At 71.4% G+C, this 20,728-nt stretch carries 22 protein-coding genes; 9 read left to right on the top strand and 13 right to left on the bottom strand.

Annotated elements, in window-relative coordinates; translation table 11 throughout:
* Window position 1 precedes the first annotated feature (1 nt).
* The 4 genes from E4K62_RS06140 to thyX form a co-directional block, all read right to left on the bottom strand.
* Window positions 2–1,678 (bottom strand): ribonuclease J, encoded by a 1,677-nt coding sequence (locus E4K62_RS06140; RefSeq protein ID WP_135064934.1) that lies wholly within the window; start codon window positions 1,676–1,678, stop codon window positions 2–4.
* Between the two features lie 60 nt (window positions 1,679–1,738).
* Window positions 1,739–2,716, bottom strand: a complete 978-nt coding sequence (gene dapA, locus E4K62_RS06135; protein WP_135064931.1) for a 4-hydroxy-tetrahydrodipicolinate synthase — start codon at window positions 2,714–2,716, stop codon at window positions 1,739–1,741.
* A 65-nt stretch (window positions 2,717–2,781) separates the two neighbouring features.
* Window positions 2,782–3,546 carry an SDR family NAD(P)-dependent oxidoreductase gene (locus E4K62_RS06130; RefSeq protein WP_135064928.1) on the bottom strand — a complete coding sequence of 255 codons (765 nt, stop codon included), beginning with the start codon at window positions 3,544–3,546 and terminating at the stop codon, window positions 2,782–2,784.
* A gap of 42 nt (window positions 3,547–3,588) precedes the next feature.
* A complete protein-coding gene (gene thyX / locus E4K62_RS06125) occupies window positions 3,589–4,332 on the bottom strand; it encodes an FAD-dependent thymidylate synthase (RefSeq protein ID WP_240742834.1) in 744 nt (247 codons plus the stop codon).
* Window positions 4,333–4,438: 106 nt separating this feature from the next.
* Here thyX and E4K62_RS06120 point away from each other — a divergent pair, with 106 nt between their 5' ends.
* The 4 genes from E4K62_RS06120 (at window position 4,439) to E4K62_RS06105 (ending at window position 6,910) form a co-directional block, all read left to right on the top strand.
* On the top strand, window positions 4,439–4,876 hold the full coding sequence (locus E4K62_RS06120) for a TlpA family protein disulfide reductase (RefSeq protein WP_135064925.1): 438 nt from the start codon (window positions 4,439–4,441) through the stop codon (window positions 4,874–4,876).
* The gene (locus tag E4K62_RS06115) at window positions 4,869–5,465 is read left to right on the top strand and encodes a DUF4395 domain-containing protein (protein WP_135064922.1); all 597 of its coding nucleotides are present in this window, start codon (window positions 4,869–4,871) and stop codon (window positions 5,463–5,465) included. The genes E4K62_RS06120 and E4K62_RS06115 overlap by 8 nt, the downstream gene beginning before the upstream one ends.
* A gap of 118 nt (window positions 5,466–5,583) precedes the next feature.
* Window positions 5,584–6,009: an OsmC family peroxiredoxin gene (locus E4K62_RS06110; RefSeq protein ID WP_135064919.1), complete on the top strand. Its 426-nt coding sequence runs from the start codon at window positions 5,584–5,586 to the stop codon at window positions 6,007–6,009.
* Window positions 6,002–6,910, top strand: coding sequence for a TIGR01777 family oxidoreductase (locus tag E4K62_RS06105; protein WP_135064916.1), 909 nt, complete (start codon window positions 6,002–6,004; stop codon window positions 6,908–6,910). The genes E4K62_RS06110 and E4K62_RS06105 overlap by 8 nt, the downstream gene beginning before the upstream one ends.
* A gap of 12 nt (window positions 6,911–6,922) precedes the next feature.
* On the opposite strand, the gene E4K62_RS06100 is transcribed toward E4K62_RS06105, so the two are convergent.
* Together E4K62_RS06100 and dapB are read right to left on the bottom strand one after the other, a co-directional pair.
* Window positions 6,923–7,375 carry a hypothetical protein gene (locus E4K62_RS06100; RefSeq protein ID WP_135064913.1) on the bottom strand — a complete coding sequence of 151 codons (453 nt, stop codon included), beginning with the start codon at window positions 7,373–7,375 and terminating at the stop codon, window positions 6,923–6,925.
* The gene (gene dapB / locus E4K62_RS06095) at window positions 7,372–8,184 is read right to left on the bottom strand and encodes a 4-hydroxy-tetrahydrodipicolinate reductase (protein ID WP_135064910.1); all 813 of its coding nucleotides are present in this window, start codon (window positions 8,182–8,184) and stop codon (window positions 7,372–7,374) included. Before dapB ends, E4K62_RS06100 begins: the two co-directional genes overlap by 4 nt.
* Before the next feature lie 30 nt (window positions 8,185–8,214).
* Between dapB and E4K62_RS06090 the strand changes: the two genes are divergently transcribed.
* Window positions 8,215–8,682: a GNAT family N-acetyltransferase gene (locus tag E4K62_RS06090; RefSeq protein ID WP_135064907.1), complete on the top strand. Its 468-nt coding sequence runs from the start codon at window positions 8,215–8,217 to the stop codon at window positions 8,680–8,682.
* Between the two features lie 109 nt (window positions 8,683–8,791).
* Here the strand turns inward: E4K62_RS06090 and E4K62_RS06085 are convergent, their stop codons facing one another.
* From E4K62_RS06085 to E4K62_RS06075, 3 genes are all read right to left on the bottom strand, one after another.
* Entirely contained in the window at window positions 8,792–9,394 is a 603-nt protein-coding gene (locus E4K62_RS06085) for a histidine phosphatase family protein (RefSeq protein WP_135064904.1), read from the bottom strand.
* 67 nt (window positions 9,395–9,461) lie between these two features.
* On the bottom strand, window positions 9,462–10,487 hold the full coding sequence (locus E4K62_RS06080) for an aldo/keto reductase (RefSeq protein ID WP_135070999.1): 1,026 nt from the start codon (window positions 10,485–10,487) through the stop codon (window positions 9,462–9,464).
* A gap of 191 nt (window positions 10,488–10,678) precedes the next feature.
* Complete coding sequence (locus E4K62_RS06075; RefSeq protein WP_135064901.1) at window positions 10,679–12,961, bottom strand: polyribonucleotide nucleotidyltransferase; 2,283 nt, start codon at window positions 12,959–12,961, stop codon at window positions 10,679–10,681.
* 325 nt (window positions 12,962–13,286) lie between these two features.
* Between E4K62_RS06075 and E4K62_RS06065 the strand changes: the two genes are divergently transcribed.
* Entirely contained in the window at window positions 13,287–14,414 is a 1,128-nt protein-coding gene (locus E4K62_RS06065) for an aggregation-promoting factor C-terminal-like domain-containing protein (RefSeq protein ID WP_167747744.1), read from the top strand.
* A 27-nt stretch (window positions 14,415–14,441) separates the two neighbouring features.
* The gene (locus E4K62_RS06060) at window positions 14,442–14,627 is read left to right on the top strand and encodes a DUF5302 domain-containing protein (protein ID WP_135064892.1); all 186 of its coding nucleotides are present in this window, start codon (window positions 14,442–14,444) and stop codon (window positions 14,625–14,627) included.
* Window positions 14,628–14,663: 36 nt separating this feature from the next.
* Here E4K62_RS06060 and E4K62_RS06055 read toward each other — a convergent pair whose 3' ends face one another.
* From E4K62_RS06055 to E4K62_RS06040, 4 genes are all read right to left on the bottom strand, one after another.
* Window positions 14,664–15,419 carry a fructosamine kinase family protein gene (locus tag E4K62_RS06055; RefSeq protein WP_135070996.1) on the bottom strand — a complete coding sequence of 252 codons (756 nt, stop codon included), beginning with the start codon at window positions 15,417–15,419 and terminating at the stop codon, window positions 14,664–14,666.
* Window positions 15,420–15,435: 16 nt separating this feature from the next.
* Window positions 15,436–16,101 carry a CE1759 family FMN reductase gene (locus E4K62_RS06050; protein ID WP_135064889.1) on the bottom strand — a complete coding sequence of 222 codons (666 nt, stop codon included), beginning with the start codon at window positions 16,099–16,101 and terminating at the stop codon, window positions 15,436–15,438.
* A 1-nt stretch (window position 16,102) separates the two neighbouring features.
* Entirely contained in the window at window positions 16,103–17,308 is a 1,206-nt protein-coding gene (locus tag E4K62_RS06045) for an LLM class flavin-dependent oxidoreductase (protein WP_167747850.1), read from the bottom strand.
* A gap of 105 nt (window positions 17,309–17,413) precedes the next feature.
* A complete protein-coding gene (locus tag E4K62_RS06040) occupies window positions 17,414–18,298 on the bottom strand; it encodes an alpha/beta fold hydrolase (RefSeq protein ID WP_135064883.1) in 885 nt (294 codons plus the stop codon).
* A gap of 76 nt (window positions 18,299–18,374) precedes the next feature.
* Here E4K62_RS06040 and E4K62_RS06035 point away from each other — a divergent pair, with 76 nt between their 5' ends.
* Together E4K62_RS06035 and E4K62_RS06030 are read left to right on the top strand one after the other, a co-directional pair.
* On the top strand, window positions 18,375–19,556 hold the full coding sequence (locus E4K62_RS06035; protein WP_135064879.1) for an acyltransferase family protein: 1,182 nt from the start codon (window positions 18,375–18,377) through the stop codon (window positions 19,554–19,556).
* Window positions 19,557–19,607: 51 nt separating this feature from the next.
* Complete coding sequence (locus E4K62_RS06030) at window positions 19,608–20,624, top strand: isopenicillin N synthase family dioxygenase (protein WP_135064876.1); 1,017 nt, start codon at window positions 19,608–19,610, stop codon at window positions 20,622–20,624.
* Window positions 20,625–20,728 lie beyond the last annotated feature (104 nt).

The raw sequence follows: 20,728 nt of genomic DNA, 5'->3' as shown, positions 1-20,728 counted from the left end.
GTTACGCCTCGATCACCAGCGGCACGATCATGGGGCGGCGACGCAGCGTCTGGTTGACCCAGCGTCCGATCGTGCGGCGCACGACCTGCGACATCGCGTGACTGTCGCGCGTGCCCGAGCGGGCGGCCTCGGCGAGGGCGGCGGCGATCTTGGGCTTGACGCTCTCGAAGACCCCCGCATCCTCCGCGAAGCCGCGGGCATGGATCTCCGGCCCCGTGATGATCGCGCCGGTGGCGGCGTCGATGACGACGATGACGGAGATGAACCCCTCCTCACCCAGGATGCGGCGGTCCTTCAGGTCGGCCTCGGTGATCTCGCCCACCGACGAGCCGTCGACGTAGACGAAGCCCAGATCCAGCTGGCCGACCACTTCGGCCCGCCCGTCGCGCAGGTCCACGACGGTGCCGTTCTCGCCGAGGATCGTGCGCTCTGCGGGGATGCCGGTCTCCTGCGCGAGGCGCGCGTTGGCCATGAGGTGCCGGTACTCGCCGTGGACGGGGAGCACGTTGGCGGGCTTGAGGATGTTGTAGCAGTACAGCAGTTCGCCCGCCGCGGCGTGACCGGAGACGTGCACCTTCGCGTTGCCCTTGTGCACGACGGTCGCCCCGAGCTTGGTGAGCCCGTCGATGACGCGGTAGACGGCGTTCTCGTTGCCCGGGATGAGACTGGAGGCGAGGATCACGGTGTCGCCGGGACCGGGCTCGATCTCGTGGTCGAGGTTCGCCATGCGCGAGAGCACGGCCATGGGCTCGCCCTGCGATCCGGTCGACATGTAGACGATCTGGTTCTCGGGGAGGTCGCGGGCCTTCTTGTAGTCGATCAGGACGCCGTCGGGCACGTTGAGGTAGCCGAGCTCCTCCGCGATGGTCATGTTGCGCACCATGCTGCGGCCGAGCAGCGCCACGCGCCGCCCATGCGCGGCCGCCGCATCCAGCACCTGCTGCACGCGGTGCACGTGGCTGGCGAAGCTCGCGACGATGACGCGCCGGGGCGCCTGCCCGATGACCTGCTCCAGGACAGGGCCGATGCTGCGCTCGGTGGGGGTGAAGCCGGGCACGTCGGCGTTGGTGGAGTCGACCAGGAACAGGTCGACCCCCTCTTCGCCCAGGCGCGCGAAGGCGCGCAGGTCGGTGATGCGCCCGTCCAGCGGCAGCTGGTCCATCTTGAAGTCGCCCGTGGCGAGGACCATGCCCGCGGGCGTGCGGATGGCGACGGCCAGCGCGTCGGGGATGGAGTGGTTCACGGCGACGAACTCGAGGTCGAAGGGCCCGACCTTCTCGCGCTGCCCCTCGGCCACGGTGAGGGTGTAGGGCTTGACCCTGTGCTCTTTGAGCTTGGCCTCGGTGAGGGCGAGGGTCAGGCCGGAGCCGAGGATCGGGATGTCGCGCTTGAGCTTGAGCAGGTACGGCACGGCGCCGATGTGGTCTTCGTGGCCGTGCGTGAGGACGACCCCGACGATGTCGTCGAGGCGGTGCTTGATGGGCTCGAAGTCGGGCAGGATCAGGTCGACGCCGGGCTGGTGCTCCTCGGGGAACAGCACTCCGCAGTCGACGACGAGGAGCTTGCCCTCGTACTCGAAGACGGTCATGTTGCGACCGACCTCGCCGAGCCCGCCCAGGGGGGTGACCCGCAGGGTCCCCGGGGCCAGCGCAGGCGGATCGTAGACGTTCGTGGGCATTTCAAGCCTCCTCGGATGCCGCGGCATCCTCATTGCGGCCCGCACGCAGCGGGCCCGGTGTCATCGTGTGGTGCCGTGCACCTTGGGCAGGGCACCGCCGGCGGCCGCGTTGCGGTCGGGGCGGAAGTTGGAGAAGTCGGCGCCGGCGACGTCGCGGACGAGTGCGAGCTCGTCCTCGATGATCGCGGCCTCCCACTCCTCCGGCCCCACCAGCGGCAGGCGGACGCGCGGGCTGGTGATGCGGCCCAGCCCGTGCAGGATGTACTTGGCGGCGACCGTGCCGGGCACGTGCGTCATGACGGCGCGGACGAGCGGTTCCAGCGCCTGATGCGCCGCGGTGGCCGCCGCGAGGTCGCCGCGGTTGACCGCATCCACCATCGTCCGGTACGGCGCGGCGGCGATGTTCGCGGTGACGCCGATCAGCCCCGATGCCCCGATCGACAGGTGCGGCAGGACGTTCGCGTCGTCGCCGGAGAAATACATCAGGTCGGTCTGGTTGAGCACCCGGCTGACCTCGCTGAAGTCGCCCTTGGCGTCCTTGATCGCGAGCACGTTCGGGTGCTTCGCGATGCGCAGGATCGTCTCGTACTTGATCGGCACACCCGTGCGGCCGGGGATGTCGTAGAGGATCACCGGCAGGTCGGTGGCGTCGGCGACGAGGCGGAAGTGCGTGAGGATGCCGGCCTGCGTGGGCTTGTTGTAGTACGGCGTGACGATCATGATGCCGTCGGCGCCGGCCTTCTCACTGGCTTTGTACAGCTCGATGGCGTGCGCGGTCTCGTTCGAGCCGCCGCCGGTGATGATCTTCGCGCGCCCCGCGGCGACGTCCTTGCCCACCTCGACCAGGCGGAGCTTCTCCGGGTCGGTCAGCGTGCTGGTCTCGCCCGTGGTGCCGGTCACGACGATGCCGTCGGCCCCCGCGACGATCACGTCGTCGATGTGCTTCTCCACGGCGGGCCAGTCGACCTCGCCGTCGGCCGTCATCGGAGTGACGAGCGCGACGAGCACCTGCCCGAAGGGATTGCCCGATTGCGTCATGTTCTCAGGGTATCGGTCGTCGCGCCTCCGCCGCTGCGCCCGGCCTGAGCGGTCGCGGCGGCGCGTCAGCGGCCGCGCTCGGCGGCTTTGACCACGACGGCATCGGGCAGGACGCGGGAGAGCGCGACGAGCGCCTTGTACCTCGCCGACGGGATCGAGACCGACCGCCCACGGGCGACGTCGCGCAGCGACTGGGCGACGACCTCGGGGGCGTTCAGCCACATCCACTCCGGGACGCCCTCGTCGCCGGGAGGCAGGCCCAGGCGCTCGTGGAAGTTCGTGTGGACGAAACCGGGGCACACCGCCGTGACGCTGATCCCGCGGTCGCGGTAGTGCACGTTCGCCCACCTGCTGAAGCTCACCAGCCACGCCTTGGCCGCCCCGTAGGTGCCGCGCGGAACGAGCGCGGCGACGGAGGCGACGTTGACGATCCGTCCGCTCTCGCGTCGCAGCATCCCCGGCAGCACCGCACGGATCAGCCGCATCGGCACCGTCACGTGCATGTCGAGGTGGCGCACCTCGTCCTCGACGTCGTTGGACTCGAAGCCCAGCCGCAGGCCGTAGCCGGCGTTGTTGACGAGCATGTCGATCGGATGCTCCGCATCCGACAGCCGCGCCACCACGCGGTCGCGCTGGCGCGGGTGCAGCAGATCGGCGGCGAGCACTTCCACGCGCACCTCGTGCCGGTCCCGCAGGGACGCCGCGAGCACGGCGAGCGCCTCGCGGTCGCGCGCGACGAGCACAAGGTCCATGCCGCGCCGGGCCAGGTGACGGGCGTACTCGGCGCCCAGGCCCGAGCTCGCGCCGGTGATCAGTGCCGTGCGTGCCATGGCCGCCAGCCTAGGTGTGCGCGCGGCGCGATGCCACGACGGCTACGGGGAGACGCGGCCGTTGGCGTTGAAGGCGGCGTGGGTGAGCGGCATGAGCTCGGTCCACAGCGCTTCCATCTTCTCCGCGCACATCTCGATCTCCCGCTGCGGGAAGGAGGGGAAGTGCGTGCCCTCCACCTTCGTGCGCAGCGACAGGAAGTTCATCAGCGACCGGGCGTTCATCGTCACGTACATCGACGAGTAGATGTTCAGCGGCAGCACGATGCGGGCCACCTCGCGTGCGACGCCGGCTGCCAGCATCCGCTGGTACGCGGAGAAGGCGAACTCGGCCGCATCGCGCGTGGCGGTGTCGACGATCGCGTGCTGCTCGGCGGTGCCGGGGAGGAACTCGTACGCGCCGGGCTTGCCCACCTGCAGGAGGTTGCGCTCGGGCGCGGGGACGTAGAAGACGGGGCGCAGCTCGCGGTAGCGACCTGATTCCTCGTTGTACGAGGCGATGCGGTGGCGCATGAACTCGCGGAACACGAAGATCGGCGCCTGCACGTAGAACGTCATCGAGTTGTGCTCGAACGGCGAGCCGTGCCGGTCGCGCATGAGGTAGTTGATGAGGCCGCGATCGCGCGCGGATGCCTCATTGCCCGACTGCGCCTCCTCGAGGGTCTGCTCCCCCTGCGTGGACACGCGGGCGGCGAAGAGGACATCGGCATCCGACGCGCTGGCTCGCACCAGCTCGACGGTGACGTCACTTCGGAATTCGATCTCGGGGCGGATGTCGGCGTCGCTCACGATGCAACCCTACTGCCGCCGCGAACCCCGCCCCTGCGTGTGAGGTTCGTGTCATCTTGCCGTGCGTTCCCCGCGCACGGGCCCCGACCGCTACCCTGGACTGCTGATGACGATTCTCGAAGCCTGCCTCGCGCTCGCGGTTCTTCTCGCCGCGGCCTTCGTCGGCGGCCTCGTCTTCCGCCGCAACTCCACGCGTGCGCGCCGCCACATCCCGCATGAAGTGATCCAGCCCGAGCGGCTGGGTGCCGACGGGCTGGGTGAGAACGCGACGCTGCTGCAGTTCAGCACCGAGATGTGCAACCGCTGCCCGGGGGTGCACCGCATGCTGTCAGCCGTCGCCGCCGACCATGAGGGCGTGCGCCACCTCGATGTGGACCTCACCTATCGCCCCGACATCGCCCAGCACTTCCGCGTCCTGCAGACACCGACGACGCTCATCCTGGACCGTGACGGCGCCGTGCAGTCGCGTATCGGCGGAGTGCCCGGTCGCGATGTGCTGGAGCTGGAACTGACCCGGCTGACGGCCGAGACGGCGGATGCCTGAGGAGGGTCCGCGCGGCATCGATCCGCGCGGGCCGCGGTTCACCGCCGCGGTCACCTCACTCCTTCTCGCCGTCGATGTCGTGCTGGCCCTGGCGGGGATCGCGACGGCCCGCATCGCCGCCGACACCGCGTCGTTCGGGTGGTTCGCCTACCAGCCGCTCGCGGACGCCACGTTCTATCCGGGCAGCGTATGGGCCATCCGCGCGGCGTCGCCGCTGGAGCGCATGGCCGACCCGGGGTTCCTGCTCCTCGCCGGAGTCGCCCTGCTCTTCCTGTGGGGCGCGCTCTCCCCGCGCACCGCGCCGTGGGGCGTGCTGTACCGCCGCGTGGTGCAGCCGCGCCTGGCCGCTTCCCGCCACCTCGCGGATCCTCGCCCTCCGCGATTCGCGCAGGGCGTGGGACTGTCCGTCAGCGCCGTCGGGCTGCTGCTGCACGCAGTCGGGGTGCCCTGGGCCCTTCCCCTCGCGGCCGCGCTGGTCTTCGTCGCGTCCTTCCTCAACGCCGCCTTCGGGCTGTGCGTGGGCTGCCGGCTCTACCTGCTGCTGCAGCGGGCGGGCCTCATCGGCCGCGCCCGGCCCGCTTCGGTGTGAGGCACGCGGGCTACCACGCACCCGCTCCGCTGTCGAGTTCTCCCCTCCCCCTCGGCGGACGGTTAGGCTCGCACAAACGCCGCCTCCGCGGCGCGATCGTCCACCCGGGAGGTAACCCATGACCGTCACGAGCGAAGCCACCACCGCCTGGAAGGGCAGCCTGCAGGATGGCTCCGGCCAGGTCTCGCTCGCCACGTCCCACGTCGGCACGTTCGACGTCAACTGGAAGGCCCGCGCGGAGGGCTCCGGTTCCGTCACGACGCCGGAGGAACTGCTGGCCGCGGCCCACTCCGCGTGCTTCAGCATGGCGCTCTCGCACGCACTGAGCGAGAACGGCACTCCCCCGCAGTCCGTCGACGCCACCGCATCCGTCACGTTCAAGCCGGGCACCGGCATCACCGGCAGCCACCTGAACGTCAACGCCGTCGTCCCGGGCATCGACGCCGAGACCTTCGAGCGCATCGCCTCGGACGCCAAGACCAACTGCCCCGTCTCGCAGGCTCTCGCCGGGATCGAGATCACCCTCGAGGCGACGCTTGCCTGAGAGCCCCCGCATCGTCGTCGGGGGCGCTTCCGGACTCATCGGAAGCGCCCTCGTCGACGCGCTGCGCGCCGACGGCGTGCAGGTGACGACGCTCGTGCGCCGGCCGGCGGCCGCGCCGGACGAGGTGGAGTGGCTGACCGGGCCCGAGCCGCTGCACCCGGACGTGCTCGCGGGAGCTGCGGCCGTCGTCGGGCTCAACGGGGCCAGCATCGGCCGCTTCCCCTGGACGTCGGGGTATCAGAGCACCCTGCTGTGGTCACGGGTGACGCCGACCCGCACGCTCGCGACGGCGCTGCGGAAGCTGGGGCCGGATGCTCCGGCCTTCGTGAGCGCGTCGGCGGTGGGCTACTACGGCTCCGCGCCGGGCCGTCGCCTGACCGAGGCGGCGCCGCGGGGCACCGGCTTCCTAGCCGACCTGTGCGGCGAATGGGAGAACGCGGCGCAGGCGGCGGGGCCGCACGCACGTGTCGCGCTGCTGCGCACCGCTCCCCTCGTGCACCCGCAGGGGGTCCTCAAGCCCCTCCTGCTGCTGACCCGCCTCGGGCTGGCCGGCCCGATCGGCCGCGGCACACAGGTGTGGCCGTGGATCTCGCTCGAGGACGAGGTGCGCGCCATCCGGCACGTGATCGACGGATCCCTCGAGGGGCCCGTCAACCTCGCCGGCCCTACGCGTGCCACCGCCAACGACCTCGGGTTCGCCCTGGCGCGGCGGATGAACCGCCCCTACGCGCTGCGCGCCCCTGCGTGGGCTATGCGCGTGGTCCTCGGGCCGGACGCGACCGACGCGATCCTCACCTCCGACGCCCATGTCGTGCCCGAGGTGCTCGAACGCACCGGCTTCGCCTTCACACACCCCACCGTCGAATCCGTGATCGACGCCGTGGTGCCGCGCGCGGCCTGAGACCGCCGCCGCTCAGGCGCCCCCGCGCTCCGAGCGCTCGAGCCGGATGGCGTGGCGGATCGCCTCGCGCGCGCGCCTGCGGTCGGAGGCGGCATCGTAGGCGAGACCCAGGCGGTACCACGCGCGCCAGTCCTGCGGCTTGTCCTCCACCTCGGCGCGGTACTGCGGGAACACCGCGTCGCCGTCCTCGCGCACGACCCGGCCGCTCGGGCGCACCGCGACCTCGTCGTCGGGGAGGGCGCCGTCCTGCTCCAGCCGGCGGCCGAGTCGATCGGCGCACCAGCCGAACCACAGTTCGCGCCCCAGTGCCCACACCGCCAGCAGCGGCAGGACGATCAGGGCGATCCCCAGCGCGATGCCGACGGGTTCGCCGCTGGCCAGGAGCAGCCACGCGCGCTGGCCCACCAGCACGATGTACAGCAGCAGCAGCGCCGCCATCACGGCGACGCCGATCCGCGCGCTCATACCGGCGTCGCGCGTGCCGCTTGGCCGGACAGGCCGTCCACGGGCGGTACGGCGGGCGGGCGGTGGGCGCGCGTGCGCACGCCGATGTCGACGAAGCTGTCCAGCCCCACGGCCACGCCCTCCGCGTCGCGCGCGGCGGCCAGGGCGATGCGGATGCCCGGTGCGTAGGCGAGGGCGGGGTCGATCGTGTCGTGGACGATCGTGACGGATTCGCCCGGCCCCGACAGCACGACCTCCTGGCGGGCGATCACGCCGGGCCGGCGCAGCGAGTGCACGGGCACGCTGGCGACCTGCTGGCCGCGGGCGCGCTGGTCCACGTGCGGGGATTCGACAGGTCCGACCTCCGCCCGTGCCGCCGCGATCATCTCCGCCGTCCGCACGGCCGTGCCGCTGGGCGAGTCGACCTTGGTCTCGCGGTGCGCCTCGACGATCTCGACGGACGGGAACAGGGGCGCGGCGGCGGCGGAGAGGGCGCTGGCGACCACGGAGCCGAGCGAGAAGTTGGGGACGAACACCGCTCCCGTCCCGGCGGCATCCACGAGCGGGCGTACCAGCGCGATCCGCTCGCTGGACCACCCGGACGTGCCCACGAGGATGTTGACGCCGCGCTCGATCGCGGCGCGCACGACGTCGATGGAGACGGCAGGTGTGGAGGCGTCCACGACCAAGTCGGCGCCATCCAGTTCGTCCAGGCTCGAGGACGAGGACAGCACGGCGGACACCTCGAAACCCGGCTCGTCCTCGACCACCGCGCGGATGACGCCGCCCAGCTTGCCGGTACCGCCCACGATGGCCACGCGCGTCGTCATGACTCCAGCCTAAGTGGCTACCCTCGGAGCATGGTCACCATCCGCCCCGTCGCCGTGGACTCCCGCGACGCGCACGCGCTCCTGGAGGAGTACTTCGCGCTGCGCGCCTCGATCTTCCCCGGCGGCGGCTACCGCATCACCTTTCCCGCCCCCGACAGCTTCCGCGAACCCGAGGGGGTGTTCCTCGTCCTCTACGACGGCGAAGAGCCCGCCGGCTGCGCCGGTATCCGACGCCTCGAGGACGGGGCGCTGGGGCCGCGGTTCGAGGTCAAGCACCTGTACGTGTGCGACGCGGGGCGAGGCCGCGGGTGGGGCCGCATGCTGCTGCAGGATCTCGAGCGACGTGCCGTGGAGGCCGGGGGCGCGGAGATGGTGCTCGACACGCACCACACGCTGGATGCCGCCGGCTCGCTCTACGAGCGGTCGGGCTATGTCCCCACGGAGCCGTACAACGACAACGCCAACGCGACCCGCTGGTATGCCAAGCCGCTGGCGTGACCCGGGTGGGCCGCATCCGCCCGCCGAGAGTGCATCGAACCGGCGAATGCGCACGGAATCCGGTGCACTCTCGCCGAGATGATGCACGTTCGGCGAGGGGAGACAGCGGCTAGACCGGGCTGGGCTCGGGGAGGCCGGTACGCAGCTCGAAGGGCAGGTGGGCCAGGTCGTTGTGGGCCAGGAGCGTCCACGGACGGCCCGGCTTCTGCGCGATGACGGTGAGTCCGCAGTGGGCCTGATTCAGGGTCATCCACCGCCAGTCGGGCGCTCCCAGCACCTCGCGCACGAACCAGGCGATCACGAAGTTGTGTGTGATGAGCAGTTCGTGCACCTCGCCGGGGCGGCGCGCGAGGAACTCCGTCGTCGCATCCGCCATCTGTGCCCGACCCGCGTCGATCTCGGCCTCGGTGATCGAGCCGAAGAACGGCTCGTACGCCGACGGGGTCTCCCCCGTCATGCCCGTGGGGATGCAGTCGAACAGCAGCGCCGAAGGTGACGGCGACACCGCGGGAAGCCGCTCGGCCACGGCCACGGCCGTCTGCTCCGCGCGCTGCAGGGGTGAATGCCGCACGGCATCCAGCGGGACCCCCGACAGCCGGTCGGCGATCGCCGCGGCCTGCCGCAGCCCGCGCGGGGACAGGGGGCCGTCGACGAGTCCGTGCTCGGCGTCCAGATGCTCGCCGTGCCGCACGAGGTAGATGTAGTGCGTCACGTCAGCTCACTTCGTCGTCGGTCCGCGCTCGAAAGCACGCCACCAGCCTATGACAGGGAGTGCGCGATCAGGCGGAGGCGCGGGCGATGTCGGACAACTGAGCGCGGCTCAGGCGCGCCCCCACGCCCTGCACGAGTTCTTCCACATGCTCGGGCGCGAAGGCGTTGACGATGGGGGCGACGACGATCCGCTGGGCCAGCAGCCACGCGATCGCCACGGCGGCCACCGGGACGCACAGCTCTTCCGCGACGCCGTCCAGCGCGCGCAGCGTGCGGCTTCCCCGGCGGGTCAGGCTCGCCGCCAGCTGCGCACCGCGTACCGAGCGCACCTCGCGCGAGCGGCGACGCTGGGCACCGGCGAGGAAGCCGTGCTCGAGGGCGTGCGACGGTGTCACGGCCATGCTCTGGGCACCGGCGACCAGGCGCAGGTCGCCCTCGAACTCCTCACGGCGCAGCAGGTTGTACGGCACGTCGAGCACCGTGATGCGGGGATAACCGGCAGAGGCCAGGATGCGGGCTTCCACGAGCTGCGACGCCGTGTATCCGTACGCGGCCACGGCGCGCACCTTGCCCGACTCCACCAGCCATTCGGCCGTCGCGAGGGTGTCTTCCAGCGCCATCGCGTCGCCGGCCTTGGCGTCGAGGTACAGCACATCGATCCGGTCGGTGCCGAGCCGCTGCAACGACGCCTCGACGGCGCGCACGAGGTTGACCGAGCCGAGCCCCGGGTTGTCGGGGTGGCGGCCGATGCGCACCGCCACGACCATCGCGTCACGCGTGCCGCGCGATCGCATCCACTGACCGATGATGTATTCGCTGCGCCCCGCGGAGAAGTTGTCGGCGGTGTGGACCATGTTCCCGCCCAGCTCGACGTACCTGTCGAGGATGCCGTGGCTGGCTTCCACGTCGACGTTCCACCCGAACTCGGCGCCGCCCAGGGCCAGGGGGAACACGTTCAGGCCGGTCTCCCCCAGCGGCACGCGCACGCCCTCGCCGATGGCGGGGCCTTGCACGGGGATCGGCGCGGACGGATGCGACGGCGCGAAGCGGCGCAGACTGGCGGAGGCCGGTCGACCGACGCTCGAGCCCGACATGGTGCGCTCCCAGGTGAAGGCCGGTGAGCGGATCCCGATGAGCCGCACGCCCGGCGTATTACGAGGCTAGGGCGTGCCTGGGACACTCCCGCCCATTGCGGCGGCTCGTCGGTAAACATTGCATAACGCTTTCGTGTACGACGATGCCCGCCCCGCCGGAGCGGGACGGGCATCGATCGTGCGAGAGCGGATCAGACCTCGGCGGGCGCCTCGGTCGCGGCCTCGGCGGGCGCGTCGGAGGCGGCCTCCTCGGTCACCGGCTCCAGCGACAGCTTGCCGCGGTCGTCGATCTTCGTGATGCGCACGAGGATCTTCTGGCCGACGGAGAGCACGTCTTCGACGTTCTCCACGCGCTTGCCGCCGGCGAGCTTGCGGACCTCGCTGACGTGCAGCAGGCCGTCCTTGCCGGGCAGGAGCGAGATGAACGCGCCGAACGTCGCGATCTTGACGACGGTTCCGAGGAACTGCTCGCCGATCTCCGGGTTCGTCGGGTTCGCGATCGCGTTGACCTGCGCGCGGGCGGCCTCGGCCGAGGGGCCGTCGGTGGCGCCGATGTAGACGGTGCCGTCCTCCTCGATGGAGATGTCGGCGCCGGTGGCGTCCTGGATCGCGTTGATCGTCTTGCCCTTGGGGCCGATCAGCTCGCCGATCTTGTCGACGGGGATCTGGACGCTGATCACGCGAGGCGCGGTCGGGGCCATCTCATCCGGCGCGTCGATCGCGGAGTTCAGCACGTTCAGGATCGTGATCCGGGCTTCGTGGGCCTGCTGCAGCGCGGCGGTCAGCACCGACGACGGGATGCCGTCGAGCTTCGTGTCGAGCTGGATCGCGGTGACGAAGTCGCTGGTACCGGCCACCTTGAAGTCCATGTCGCCCAGGGCGTCTTCGGCGCCGAGGATGTCGGTCAGCGCGGCGTAGCGCGTCTGGCCGTCGACCTCGTCCGACACGAGCCCCATCGCGATGCCGGCGACGGGCGCGCGCAGCGGCACACCCGCGTTCAGCAGCGAGAGGGTCGAGGCGCACACCGAGCCCATGGAGGTGGAGCCGTTGGAACCGAGGGCCTCGGAGACCTGACGGATCGCGTACGGGAACTCCTCGCGGCTGGGCAGCACCGGCACGAGGGCGCGCTCGGCGAGGAAGCCGTGCCCGATCTCGCGACGCTTGGGGCTGCCCACGCGACCGGTCTCACCGGTCGAGTACGGCGGGAAGTTGTAGTGGTGCATGTAACGCTTGTGCGTCACCGGCGACAGCGAGTCGATCTGCTGCTCCATCTTGAGCATGTTCAGCGTGGTGACACCCAGGATCTGGGTCTCCCCGCGCTGGAAGATCGCCGAGCCGTGCACGCGCGGGATGACCTGCACCTCCGCATCCAGCGGACGGATGTCGGCCAGGCCGCGGCCGTCCATGCGGACGCCCTCGGTGAGGATGCGGCTGCGCACGATGAGCTTGGTGACCGCCTTGTAGGCGGCCGAGAACTCCAGCGTCGCAACGGCGGGCAGGTCGCCCGCCTCGACGGCGGCGAGAAGCTCCGCCTTGACGGCATCCTTCAGCGCGTCATCGGCGTCCTGGCGCTGGATCTTGTCGGCGATCTGGTAGATCGGCACGAGCTTGTCGTAGGCGAGGCCCGCCACGAAGTCGTACGTCTCCTTGCTGTAGGGCAGGAAGACCGGGAACTCCTTGATCGGCTTGGCCGCGGTGTTGGCCACGACGTTCTGCGCGGCGACGAGCTCCTTGAGGAACGGCTTGGCCGCCTCCAGGCCCTCTGCCACGACCTGCTCGTTGGGCTTGGTCGCGCCGGCCTTGATGAGGTTCCAGCTGCTCTCGGTGGCCTCGGCCTCGACCATCATGATCGCGACATCTTCCTTGCCGTCGGCATCCGTGACGACGCGGCCGGCGACGATGAGGTCGAAGACGGCCTCCTCCAGCTGCGCGGCGGTGGGGAATGCGATCCACTGGTCGGCCTGCTCGCCGGAGCCGGGCATGAGCGCGAGGCGCACACCGGCGATCGGACCGGAGAACGGCAGACCCGAGATCTGGGTCGACAGCGACGCGGCGTTGATGGCCAGGGCGTCGTAGAACTCGCCCGGCGCGATGGAGAGCACCGTGACGACGATCTGGACCTCGTTGCGCAGGCCCTCGACGAACGACGGACGCAGCGGACGGTCGATCAGGCGGCACACCAGGATCGCCTCGGTCGAGGGGCGGCCCTCGCGGCGGAAGAACGAGCCGGGGATCTTGCCGGCGGCGTACGAACGCTCTTCGACGTCGACGGTCAGCGGGAAGAAGTCGAAGCCTTCACGCGGGTGCTTGCCGGCGCTGGTGGCCGACAGGAGCATCGTCTCCTCGTCGAGGTACGCGGCCACGGCGCCCTGCGCCTGCTGCGCGAGACGGCCGGTTTCGAATCGGACGGTGCGGGTGCCGAATCGGCCGTTGTCGAGAACAGCTTCGGCGGCGGTGATTTCTGGACCTTCCAAGAGGTCCCTCCTTCTTTGTTTAGACTCGCACGCCCGTATGACGGCGAGGCATTCGAAGGAGCAGGAACAGGCAGAAGGGTGCGCGACGACGACGGTCGCTGCGCTGCCGGGCGACTGGCCACCAGTAGACGACCACCATCCGGCACGGATGGGGATCCACCACAGGGGACCAGCGTCTGCCGGCCTGCTCCACAGCTCGTATGAAATTGAGCGGCTGCCGGAATCGGCAACACCGCACAGCCTAACAGGAGGCCGCCTGCAGACGCCTGAACGCCGCTCGTTTCCCGCAGGTGCGCCGCCGGCGCCCGTCCCCTAACGTGACCTCATGGGTCACTTCCGTCACATCGGCATCACGTGTGCCGTCGTGGTGGCGCTCATCCTGCCCGCCACCGCCGCCTCCGCAACGGGGCCACGCCCCGTTCGGGCCGCGACGGTCGCCGAACTGCAGGCCGAGATCGGCGCGGCGGAGTCGTCCTCCGCATCCGCAGCGCTCCGTGCCCTGACCGCGGCGGAGGCCGCCGCGAGGGCGAGGGCGGAGGCGGATGCGGCTTCCGCGCGCTCAGCCGCGCTGGCCGTGCAGGCGGCGGAGGCCGAAGAGGAGGCAGGTGTTCGCCGTGCGCGCCTGGGTGCGATCGCGTCGGGCCTGTACCGCTCCGCCGGTGACGGGCCGATCCTCGCGCAGCTGCTGACCACCGCCGATCCCGACTCCCTCCTCGGGCGGCTCGGCGTGCTGGAGCGGGTGGGTCAGGCTTCGGCCCGGTCGGCCCACGCCGCCCGGGCCGCCGCGGGCGTGGCCGCCTCGATCCAGGAGCAGGCCGACACCGCCGCCGCGGAGCGCGAGCGCCTCGCCGTCGCCGCCGAAGCCGCCGCAGCGACCGCACGCAGCGAGGCGGACGCCGAGGCTGCTGCCGTCGCCTCCGCCGCATCCGCCCTCGACCGCGCGTACGCCCGCCTGGCCACTGCGCGCGGCACGACGCCCGCGCGGGAGAAGCAGGCGCATCTGACCGAGCGGGCGGAGGCGGATGCGGCCGCCCCCGGTGGCGCGGGAGCCGGCGGAGGCGGCCGGGGCGACGCGGCGCCACCCCCACCCGCGCCCGGACCGCCACCGGCACCGGTCCCTCCGCCACCCGGCGCGGGCCCGGTGATGTCGCCCGCCCAGGCCCAGGCCCACGCGCGCACGGCGATCTCGCGGTACGGCTGGGGCGAGGATCAGTTCTCGTGCCTGGTGCGGCTGTGGAATCGCGAGTCGGGCTGGCGCGCCGAGGCGCTGAACCGCTCCAGCGGCGCGTACGGGATCCCACAGGCCCTGCCGGCGGAGAAGATGGCCTCGGCGGGGCCGGACTGGCGCACCAACGCCACGACGCAGATCGCGTGGGGACTTGCCTACATCAAAGCCAGGTACGCCAGCCCGTGCGGCGCGTGGGACCACTCCGAACGCACCGGGTGGTACTGACCACGGCGGCGCGCTTAGGGTGGGGACATGAGCACTGAGGACAAGCCTGCGGGCAGCGCATCCGATGAGATGAAGCGAAAGTTCCGCGAGGCGCTCGACAAGAAGAACGCCGCCAGCCGCTCCGGTGAGGCGCACCTGGACGGCGACTCGGCCGTCCACGGCACACACGGTGCGATCGGCAGCAAGCGGGAGTTCCGCCGCAAGAGCGGCTGACCCCCGCCTGCACGCCGACATCTCTCGCGCAGGCCGTCACCCGGCCAGCGCGAGCGTGTGCGCGGCGGCCTCGGCGAGCGCGCGGCCGTACGCGGGGCCGTGGCCGGCGGCGTGCACGGCCAGCGGATGCAGCTGATGCACCGGGATGCGGTCCTCCCACCCCGCCCGCAGCGGCGAGCGCGCGTGGTAGGCGTCGCGGATGACGTCCAGGAACGGGCAGCCGAACAGCTCCAGCATGGCCAGATCGGTCTCGCGGTGCCCGCCGTGTGCTGCGGGGTCGATCAGCACGACCTCCTCCCCCGTCCACAGCACGTTCCCGTTCCACAGGTCGCCGTGCAGACGCGCGGGGGTCTCATCGTCGTCGAAGGCGCCCGCCGCGATCACCGCGCAGGCGCGCTCCACCAGGGCGGCATCCTCGCGCCGGAGATTGCCGGCGGCCACGGCCGGCGCCACGAACGGCAGAACGCGCTGCGCAGCGTAGAACGCGCCCCACGTCGCGGTGGGTTCCGCGCTCTGCCGCCGCCGGCCGATGAAGCTCGGCCCGGTCCATCCCGCCGGCGGGGAACCGAACGCCGCGGCGCCGGCCGCGTGCGTGTCGGCGAGCGCCCGCCCGAAGGCCGCCGCGGCCACCGCATCCGCCGGGCCGGCGGGGATCCGCTCGAGCTCGATGCGGCCGGGGCCCACCGAGAGCACGCGGGCCACGCGCACCCCGCCGGCCGCGGCGAGCCACCGCAGGCCCGCCGCCTCGGCCTCGAAGAACCCCGGCGGGGCGTCGGCGCGCTCCTTGACGATCCGATCCACGCCTGAACTACTCCCCGGCGAGCCCGCCGAGGAGATGCCCGAAGGAGCGCCCCTCCCCCAGGTACGACGCCGGATCGTACGGGTCCTCCTCGCGGATCGGCGCGCGTGCAGCGACCGCCGCGGCCAGTTCGCGCGCCGCCCGCTCCACGCGTGCGCCCAGGGGCGCGACCTCGTCCGCCCTGGCGCCCCAGTCCCCGGATGCGGCGAACACCCCGGTGGGCACCGGGTTGGCGTGCAGGTAGGTGAACAGCGGCCGGAGGGCGTAGTCGATCGCGAGCGAGTGCCGGGCCGTGCCCGCGTTGGCGCCGAGCAGGACGGGCGTCCCGGTCAGAGCGTCGGGGTCGAGGATGTCGACGAAGGACTTGAACAGCCCCGAGTAGCTCGTGGAGAAGATCGGCGTGACCGCGATGATCGCGTCGGCGGACACGACCGCGTTGATCATCGACTCCAGCGCGGGTGCGGCGAACCCGGTGAGCAGGTTGTTCGTGATGTCGTGCGCGTAGTCGCGCAGCTCGAACACGTCCACCTCCGCCTCGATGCCGTCCGGATCCGACGGCGTGGTCATCGCGCGCAGCGCGGAGACGGACGCGGCGGCCAGGCGGTCGGCGAGCATGCGGGTGGAAGAGGGGTTGGACAGTCCCGCCGTCACCACGGCGATCCGTCGAACGGCCATGTCAGGCCCCCGTCCGCGCGGCCGCGGCGCCGAAGGCGCTCCCGGCGGATGCGGCGGTGTCGCGGTACGGCGAGCCGCCGGTGAGGTTGTCGCCCCGGTTCGCGTTCGGACGCGCCTCCCGGGGCGCGGCGTCGCCGTACGCGGCGGCGACGAGGTTGGCGTGGGTGGGAGCATCCGGCACCGACGCGGGGCGGTTCTGCGCGAGCTCCTTGCGGAGCACCGGCACCACCTCGCCGCCGAGGATGTCGAGCTGCTCGAGCACGGTCTTCAGCGGCAGGCCGGCGTGGTCGATGAGGAACAGCTGACGCTGGTAGTCGCCGAACGCGTCGCGCATGCCGGCGTAGCGGTCGATGACCTGCTGCGGCGAACCGACGGTCAGCGGGGTCATCTCGGTGAAGTCCTCCAGGCTCGGACCGTGCCCGTAGACGGGGGCGTTGTCGAAGTAGGGGCGGAACTCGCGCACGGCGTCCTGCGAGTTCGCGCGCATGAACACCTGCCCGCCCAGGCCCACGATCGCCTGCTCGGGCGTGCCGTGCTCGTAGTGGGCGAAGCGCTCGCGGTACAGCGTGATGAGGCGCTGGTAGTGCTCCTTGGGCCAGAAGATGTTGTTGGCGAAGAAGCCGTTGCCGTAATAGGCGGCCTGCTCGGCGATCTCGGGCGTGCGGATGGATCCGTGCCACACGAAGGGGGGTACGCCGTCCAGCGGCCGGGGGGTGGAGGTGAACCCCTGCAGCGGCGTGCGGAACTTCCCCTCCCAGTCCACGACGTCTTCGCGCCACAGGCGGTGCAGCAGGTCGTAGTTCTCGATCGTCAGCGGCAGGCCCTGACGGATGTCCTTGCCGAACCAGGGGTAGACCGGACCGGTGTTCCCGCGCCCGAGCATGAGGTCGACCCGGCCTCCCGCGACGTGCTGCAGCATCGCGAAGTCCTCGGCGATCTTCACCGGGTCGTTCGTGGTGATGAGGGTGGTGGAGGTCGTCAGGATGAGCCGCTCGGTCTGCGCGGCGATGTAGGCCAGCGTCGTGGTGGGCGAGGACGACCAGAAGGGCGGATTGTGGTGCTCGCCGAGCGCGAAGACGTCGAGACCGACCTCCTCGGCGTGCCGGGCGATCGTCAGGGTCGCCTGGATCCGCTCGGCCTCACTGGGGGTGCGGCCGGTCGTGGGGTCCTCGGTGATGTCGCTCACCGTCATGATGCCGAACTGCATGCCCGGCCAGGATGTCTCGTTCACGTCTTCTCCCATGTCACCACCCACACTTCTATGCGGATGAATATACCCGGTGCAACGCTCGGACGCTCAGGCTATTCCCGCTCAGGCGGTGGCGAACAGGTCCAGCATGTCGCGCACCACCTGGTGCGGAGCGGTCTCGCACGGACTGTGGCCGGTGTCGTACACGGCGAAGCCCGCGCCGATGCGCACCGCGTACGCCCGGTGCTGCGCCGTGGGCCACAGGTCATGGCTGCCGACGGCGGACAGCAGCGGCACCCCCGCCTCCCTGAGCCGATCCACCACGTCGGGCATGTGCATCATGAGACCCACCATGTCGTCGACGCTCTCGCGCCGGGTCAGCGCGAAGCGCGCGCGGACGAACTCCAGGCGGCGCGGCGGCACGCCGTTGAGGTTGTTGCGGATCCCCCACAGCATGAGCGTCGCCCCGCGGTGCGGCGTCGCGAGCGAGGTGAGGCGCCCGATGCGCTTGATGCCGCGGAAGACGTTGCCGGTGGCGGGGGGTGTGGACAGCAGTGTGAGCGACGCGAAGAGGTCGCTGCGCCGCGCGAGCGCGACCTGGCCCACGAGGCCGGCGAAGGAGTAGCCCAGCACGTGCGCGGGCGTGGCGCCGTCTTCGAGCACGGCGACGAGATCGTCGACGAAGAGGTCGTAGTCGTAGTGCCGCCGCGGCGGGGACAGCCGCTCGGGGCCGGCCCGGTAGGACTCGTACTGGCCGGCGAGGTCGAACGCCTCCACGCGGTAGCCCGCATCCGCCAGCAGCGGCAGCATGAGGGCGAAGTCCTCCTTCGACCCCGTCGCCCCCGGGACGAGCACGACGCGGCCGCGCTCCCCCGATCCCATGGCCACGCGGGCCAGTCCGCCACTGGGTGCGGCGAAGACGTCGCTGACCGCCCCGACCGGCAGCTGCCGCCAGTCGAGATCGGACAGCGCCTGGTCGCGCTGCACGGCGTCGTCGAGGGTCGTCATCCCGCCGTACACTATCCCGCGCTCCCGCGAGGAGGGGTCGTCGGCACGCCAGGGCCCGGGATAGGGTGGCGCCGACATGAGCGACGCGACCGCCCCCGGGGGCGCTGATCCGACCACCGGCGGGACGGCTGCCGTCCGACCACGGCGACGCGTGCACTTCTGGGACAACGCCCGCTTCGCGTGCATCGTGCTGGTCGTGCTCGGGCATGCCGTGCAGCGGCTGACCTACGACTCCGACATCGCGCTGGGCATGTACCTCCTCGTGTACGCCTTCCACATGCCCGCGTTCGCGCTGATCTCCGGCTACTTCTCCAAGGCGGGAACCCCCACGCGCCCGCAGATGGCCCGCGTGCTCACCGACATCCTCGTGCCGTACGCCATCTTCGAGGCGCTGTGGACGCTGACCAAGTGGCTCGTGGAGGGCCAGGCCAACCCCAACCCGACTCAGCCGTCGTGGACGCTGTGGTTCCTGGTCGCACTCGGGATCTTCCGTGTCGTGCTGCCGTATCTCGCGCTTCTGCGCTGGCCGCTGCTGTGGACGGTCGTCATCTCGGTCGGCGTGGGGTATCTGCCCAACATCGACTCGACGTTCGCGCTCACCCGCACGCTGGGACTGCTGCCGTTCTTCACGTTGGGCTGGTGGCTGCGCGAGAACGACATCGTCGAGCGCCTGGGTCTGCTGCGCCGGCGCCCGTGGTGGGTGATCGCGGGTTCGGTCGCGACGTTCGCGGCGGCCGCCCTGGCGTGCTGGTACTTCGTGGACGTGTGGCGTGACGTCGATCTGCGCGCCTGGCTCTTCTACGACACCGCGTACGGCGAGATGGTCGGGCCGCAGTGGTGGGCCGGCGGGGTGCGGATGCTGCTGCTGGTGGTCGCGCTCATCCTGTGCACGGCGTTCTTCGCGCTGCTCCCCCGGCGCCAGACCTGGTGGACGCAGTTCGGCCAGTACACGATGTACGTCTACCTGCTGCACTCCTTCGTCCTGTACCCGTTCCGGGAGTCGGGGATCCTCCGCGACGCCGAGCCGACCTGGCTGTGGCTGCCGCTGGTGGTCGTGGCGAGCGTACTCATCGCGCTGGCGCTGGCCACGCGCCCGGTCCGCCGGGTCTTCCGCCCGCTCATCGAGCCGCGGCCCGGGTGGTTGTTCGCCGATCCCACACTCGCCTCCCGCGAGGGCCGGCGCAATGACCCGACGGGTTCGCGGCGCCCCCGCGACGGCGCGACGCGCGAGAAGGCGTCCGGCCCCGGCGACCGGTAACGCGACGCAACATTCGTGCGCCGCGCGAGGAACGCGATCTAGCCTCGGGGCATGTCCGATCTGAACCTTCCCGTGCTGGATCTGTCCCTCCTCGACCAGGGTCCGCAGGCCGCGGAGCGCTTCCGCGACGAGCTGCGCGCCGCGACCCACGACGTGGGCTTCTTCTACCTCACCGGCACCGGCGTCACGCCCGAGCTGGAGGGCAAGCTCCTGCAGGCGGCGAAGGACTTCTTCGCCCTCCCGGAGGCGGACAAGCTCGCGATCGAGAACGTCCAGAGCCCCCACTTCCGCGGGTACACCCGCGTGGGCGGCGAGCGCACGCAGGGCAGGGTCGACTGGCGCGAGCAGATCGACGTCGGCCCCGAGCGGGAGCCGGTCACGGATGCGGACGCCCCCGACTACGCGCGGCTGATCGGCCCGAATCTGTGGCCCGACGCCCAGCCCGAGCTGCAGGAGGTCGTCAGCGAATGGCACGACCACCTCACCGGGGTCGCCCGCAAGCTGCTGCGCGCGTGGGCGCTGTCACTGGGCGCCGAGGAGTCGTACTTCGACCGCCACTTCGGTGAGCCGCAGACCCTCATCAAGATCGTCCGCTACCCGGGCAAGGAGGACCCGTGGGCCCAGGGCGTCGGCGCGCACAAGGACTCCGGCGTGCTGACCCTGCTGTGGGTGGAGCCGGGCAAGGGCGGCCTGCAGGTGCAGCGCGACGGCGAATGGGTGGATGCTCCGCCGGTGCCCGGTGCGTTCGTGGTGAACATCGGCGAGCTGCTCGAGTACGCCACGCAGGGCTACCTCACCGCGACCAACCACCGCGTGATCTCCCCGCGCTACCCCGACGAGCGCATCTCGGTGCCGTTCTTCTTCAACCCGGCGCTGGACGCCCGCCTGCCGATCATCGAGCTGCCCGCCGAGCTCGCCGCCCAGGCGCGCGGCGTCACGGAAGACCCGAGCAACCCGATCCACGCCACCTACGGCGAGAACGCGCTGAAGTCGCGCCTGCGGGCCCACCCCGACGTGGCCGCCATCCACCACCCGGACCTCGTTTCCGCCCGCGCCGCCACGCCCTGACCCCCTCGCGCCCGCGCGGCTTCCGCGCGCCCGCGCGGCTCAGGTCCGCCCCTCCGCGAGACTGCACGCACGTGACGAGACCGCGACATCATGTCGCGGTCTCG

Source organism: Microbacterium wangchenii (genome assembly GCF_004564355.1).
In the GTDB taxonomy this organism is placed as follows: Bacteria; Actinomycetota; Actinomycetes; order Actinomycetales; family Microbacteriaceae; genus Microbacterium; species Microbacterium wangchenii.
This window is presented reverse-complemented; position numbering and strand designations above follow the sequence as displayed.

Coding starts and splice junctions, on each gene's coding strand:
- E4K62_RS06140 (WP_135064934.1), bottom strand. CDS start 1,678: ATGCCCACGAACGTCTACGATCCGCCTGCGCTGGCCCCGGGGACCCTG.
- dapA (WP_135064931.1), bottom strand. CDS start 2,716: ATGACGCAATCGGGCAATCCCTTCGGGCAGGTGCTCGTCGCGCTCGTC.
- E4K62_RS06130 (WP_135064928.1), bottom strand. CDS start 3,546: ATGGCACGCACGGCACTGATCACCGGCGCGAGCTCGGGCCTGGGCGCC.
- E4K62_RS06120 (WP_135064925.1), top strand. CDS start 4,439: ATGACGATTCTCGAAGCCTGCCTCGCGCTCGCGGTTCTTCTCGCCGCG.
- E4K62_RS06115 (WP_135064922.1), top strand. CDS start 4,869: ATGCCTGAGGAGGGTCCGCGCGGCATCGATCCGCGCGGGCCGCGGTTC.
- E4K62_RS06110 (WP_135064919.1), top strand. CDS start 5,584: ATGACCGTCACGAGCGAAGCCACCACCGCCTGGAAGGGCAGCCTGCAG.
- E4K62_RS06100 (WP_135064913.1), bottom strand. CDS start 7,375: ATGAGCGCGCGGATCGGCGTCGCCGTGATGGCGGCGCTGCTGCTGCTG.
- dapB (WP_135064910.1), bottom strand. CDS start 8,184: ATGACGACGCGCGTGGCCATCGTGGGCGGTACCGGCAAGCTGGGCGGC.
- E4K62_RS06090 (WP_135064907.1), top strand. CDS start 8,215: ATGGTCACCATCCGCCCCGTCGCCGTGGACTCCCGCGACGCGCACGCG.
- E4K62_RS06080 (WP_135070999.1), bottom strand. CDS start 10,487: ATGTCGGGCTCGAGCGTCGGTCGACCGGCCTCCGCCAGTCTGCGCCGC.
- E4K62_RS06065 (WP_167747744.1), top strand. CDS start 13,287: ATGGGTCACTTCCGTCACATCGGCATCACGTGTGCCGTCGTGGTGGCG.
- E4K62_RS06060 (WP_135064892.1), top strand. CDS start 14,442: ATGAGCACTGAGGACAAGCCTGCGGGCAGCGCATCCGATGAGATGAAG.
- E4K62_RS06050 (WP_135064889.1), bottom strand. CDS start 16,101: ATGGCCGTTCGACGGATCGCCGTGGTGACGGCGGGACTGTCCAACCCC.
- E4K62_RS06045 (WP_167747850.1), bottom strand. CDS start 17,308: ATGCAGTTCGGCATCATGACGGTGAGCGACATCACCGAGGACCCCACG.
- E4K62_RS06040 (WP_135064883.1), bottom strand. CDS start 18,298: ATGACGACCCTCGACGACGCCGTGCAGCGCGACCAGGCGCTGTCCGAT.
- E4K62_RS06035 (WP_135064879.1), top strand. CDS start 18,375: ATGAGCGACGCGACCGCCCCCGGGGGCGCTGATCCGACCACCGGCGGG.
- E4K62_RS06030 (WP_135064876.1), top strand. CDS start 19,608: ATGTCCGATCTGAACCTTCCCGTGCTGGATCTGTCCCTCCTCGACCAG.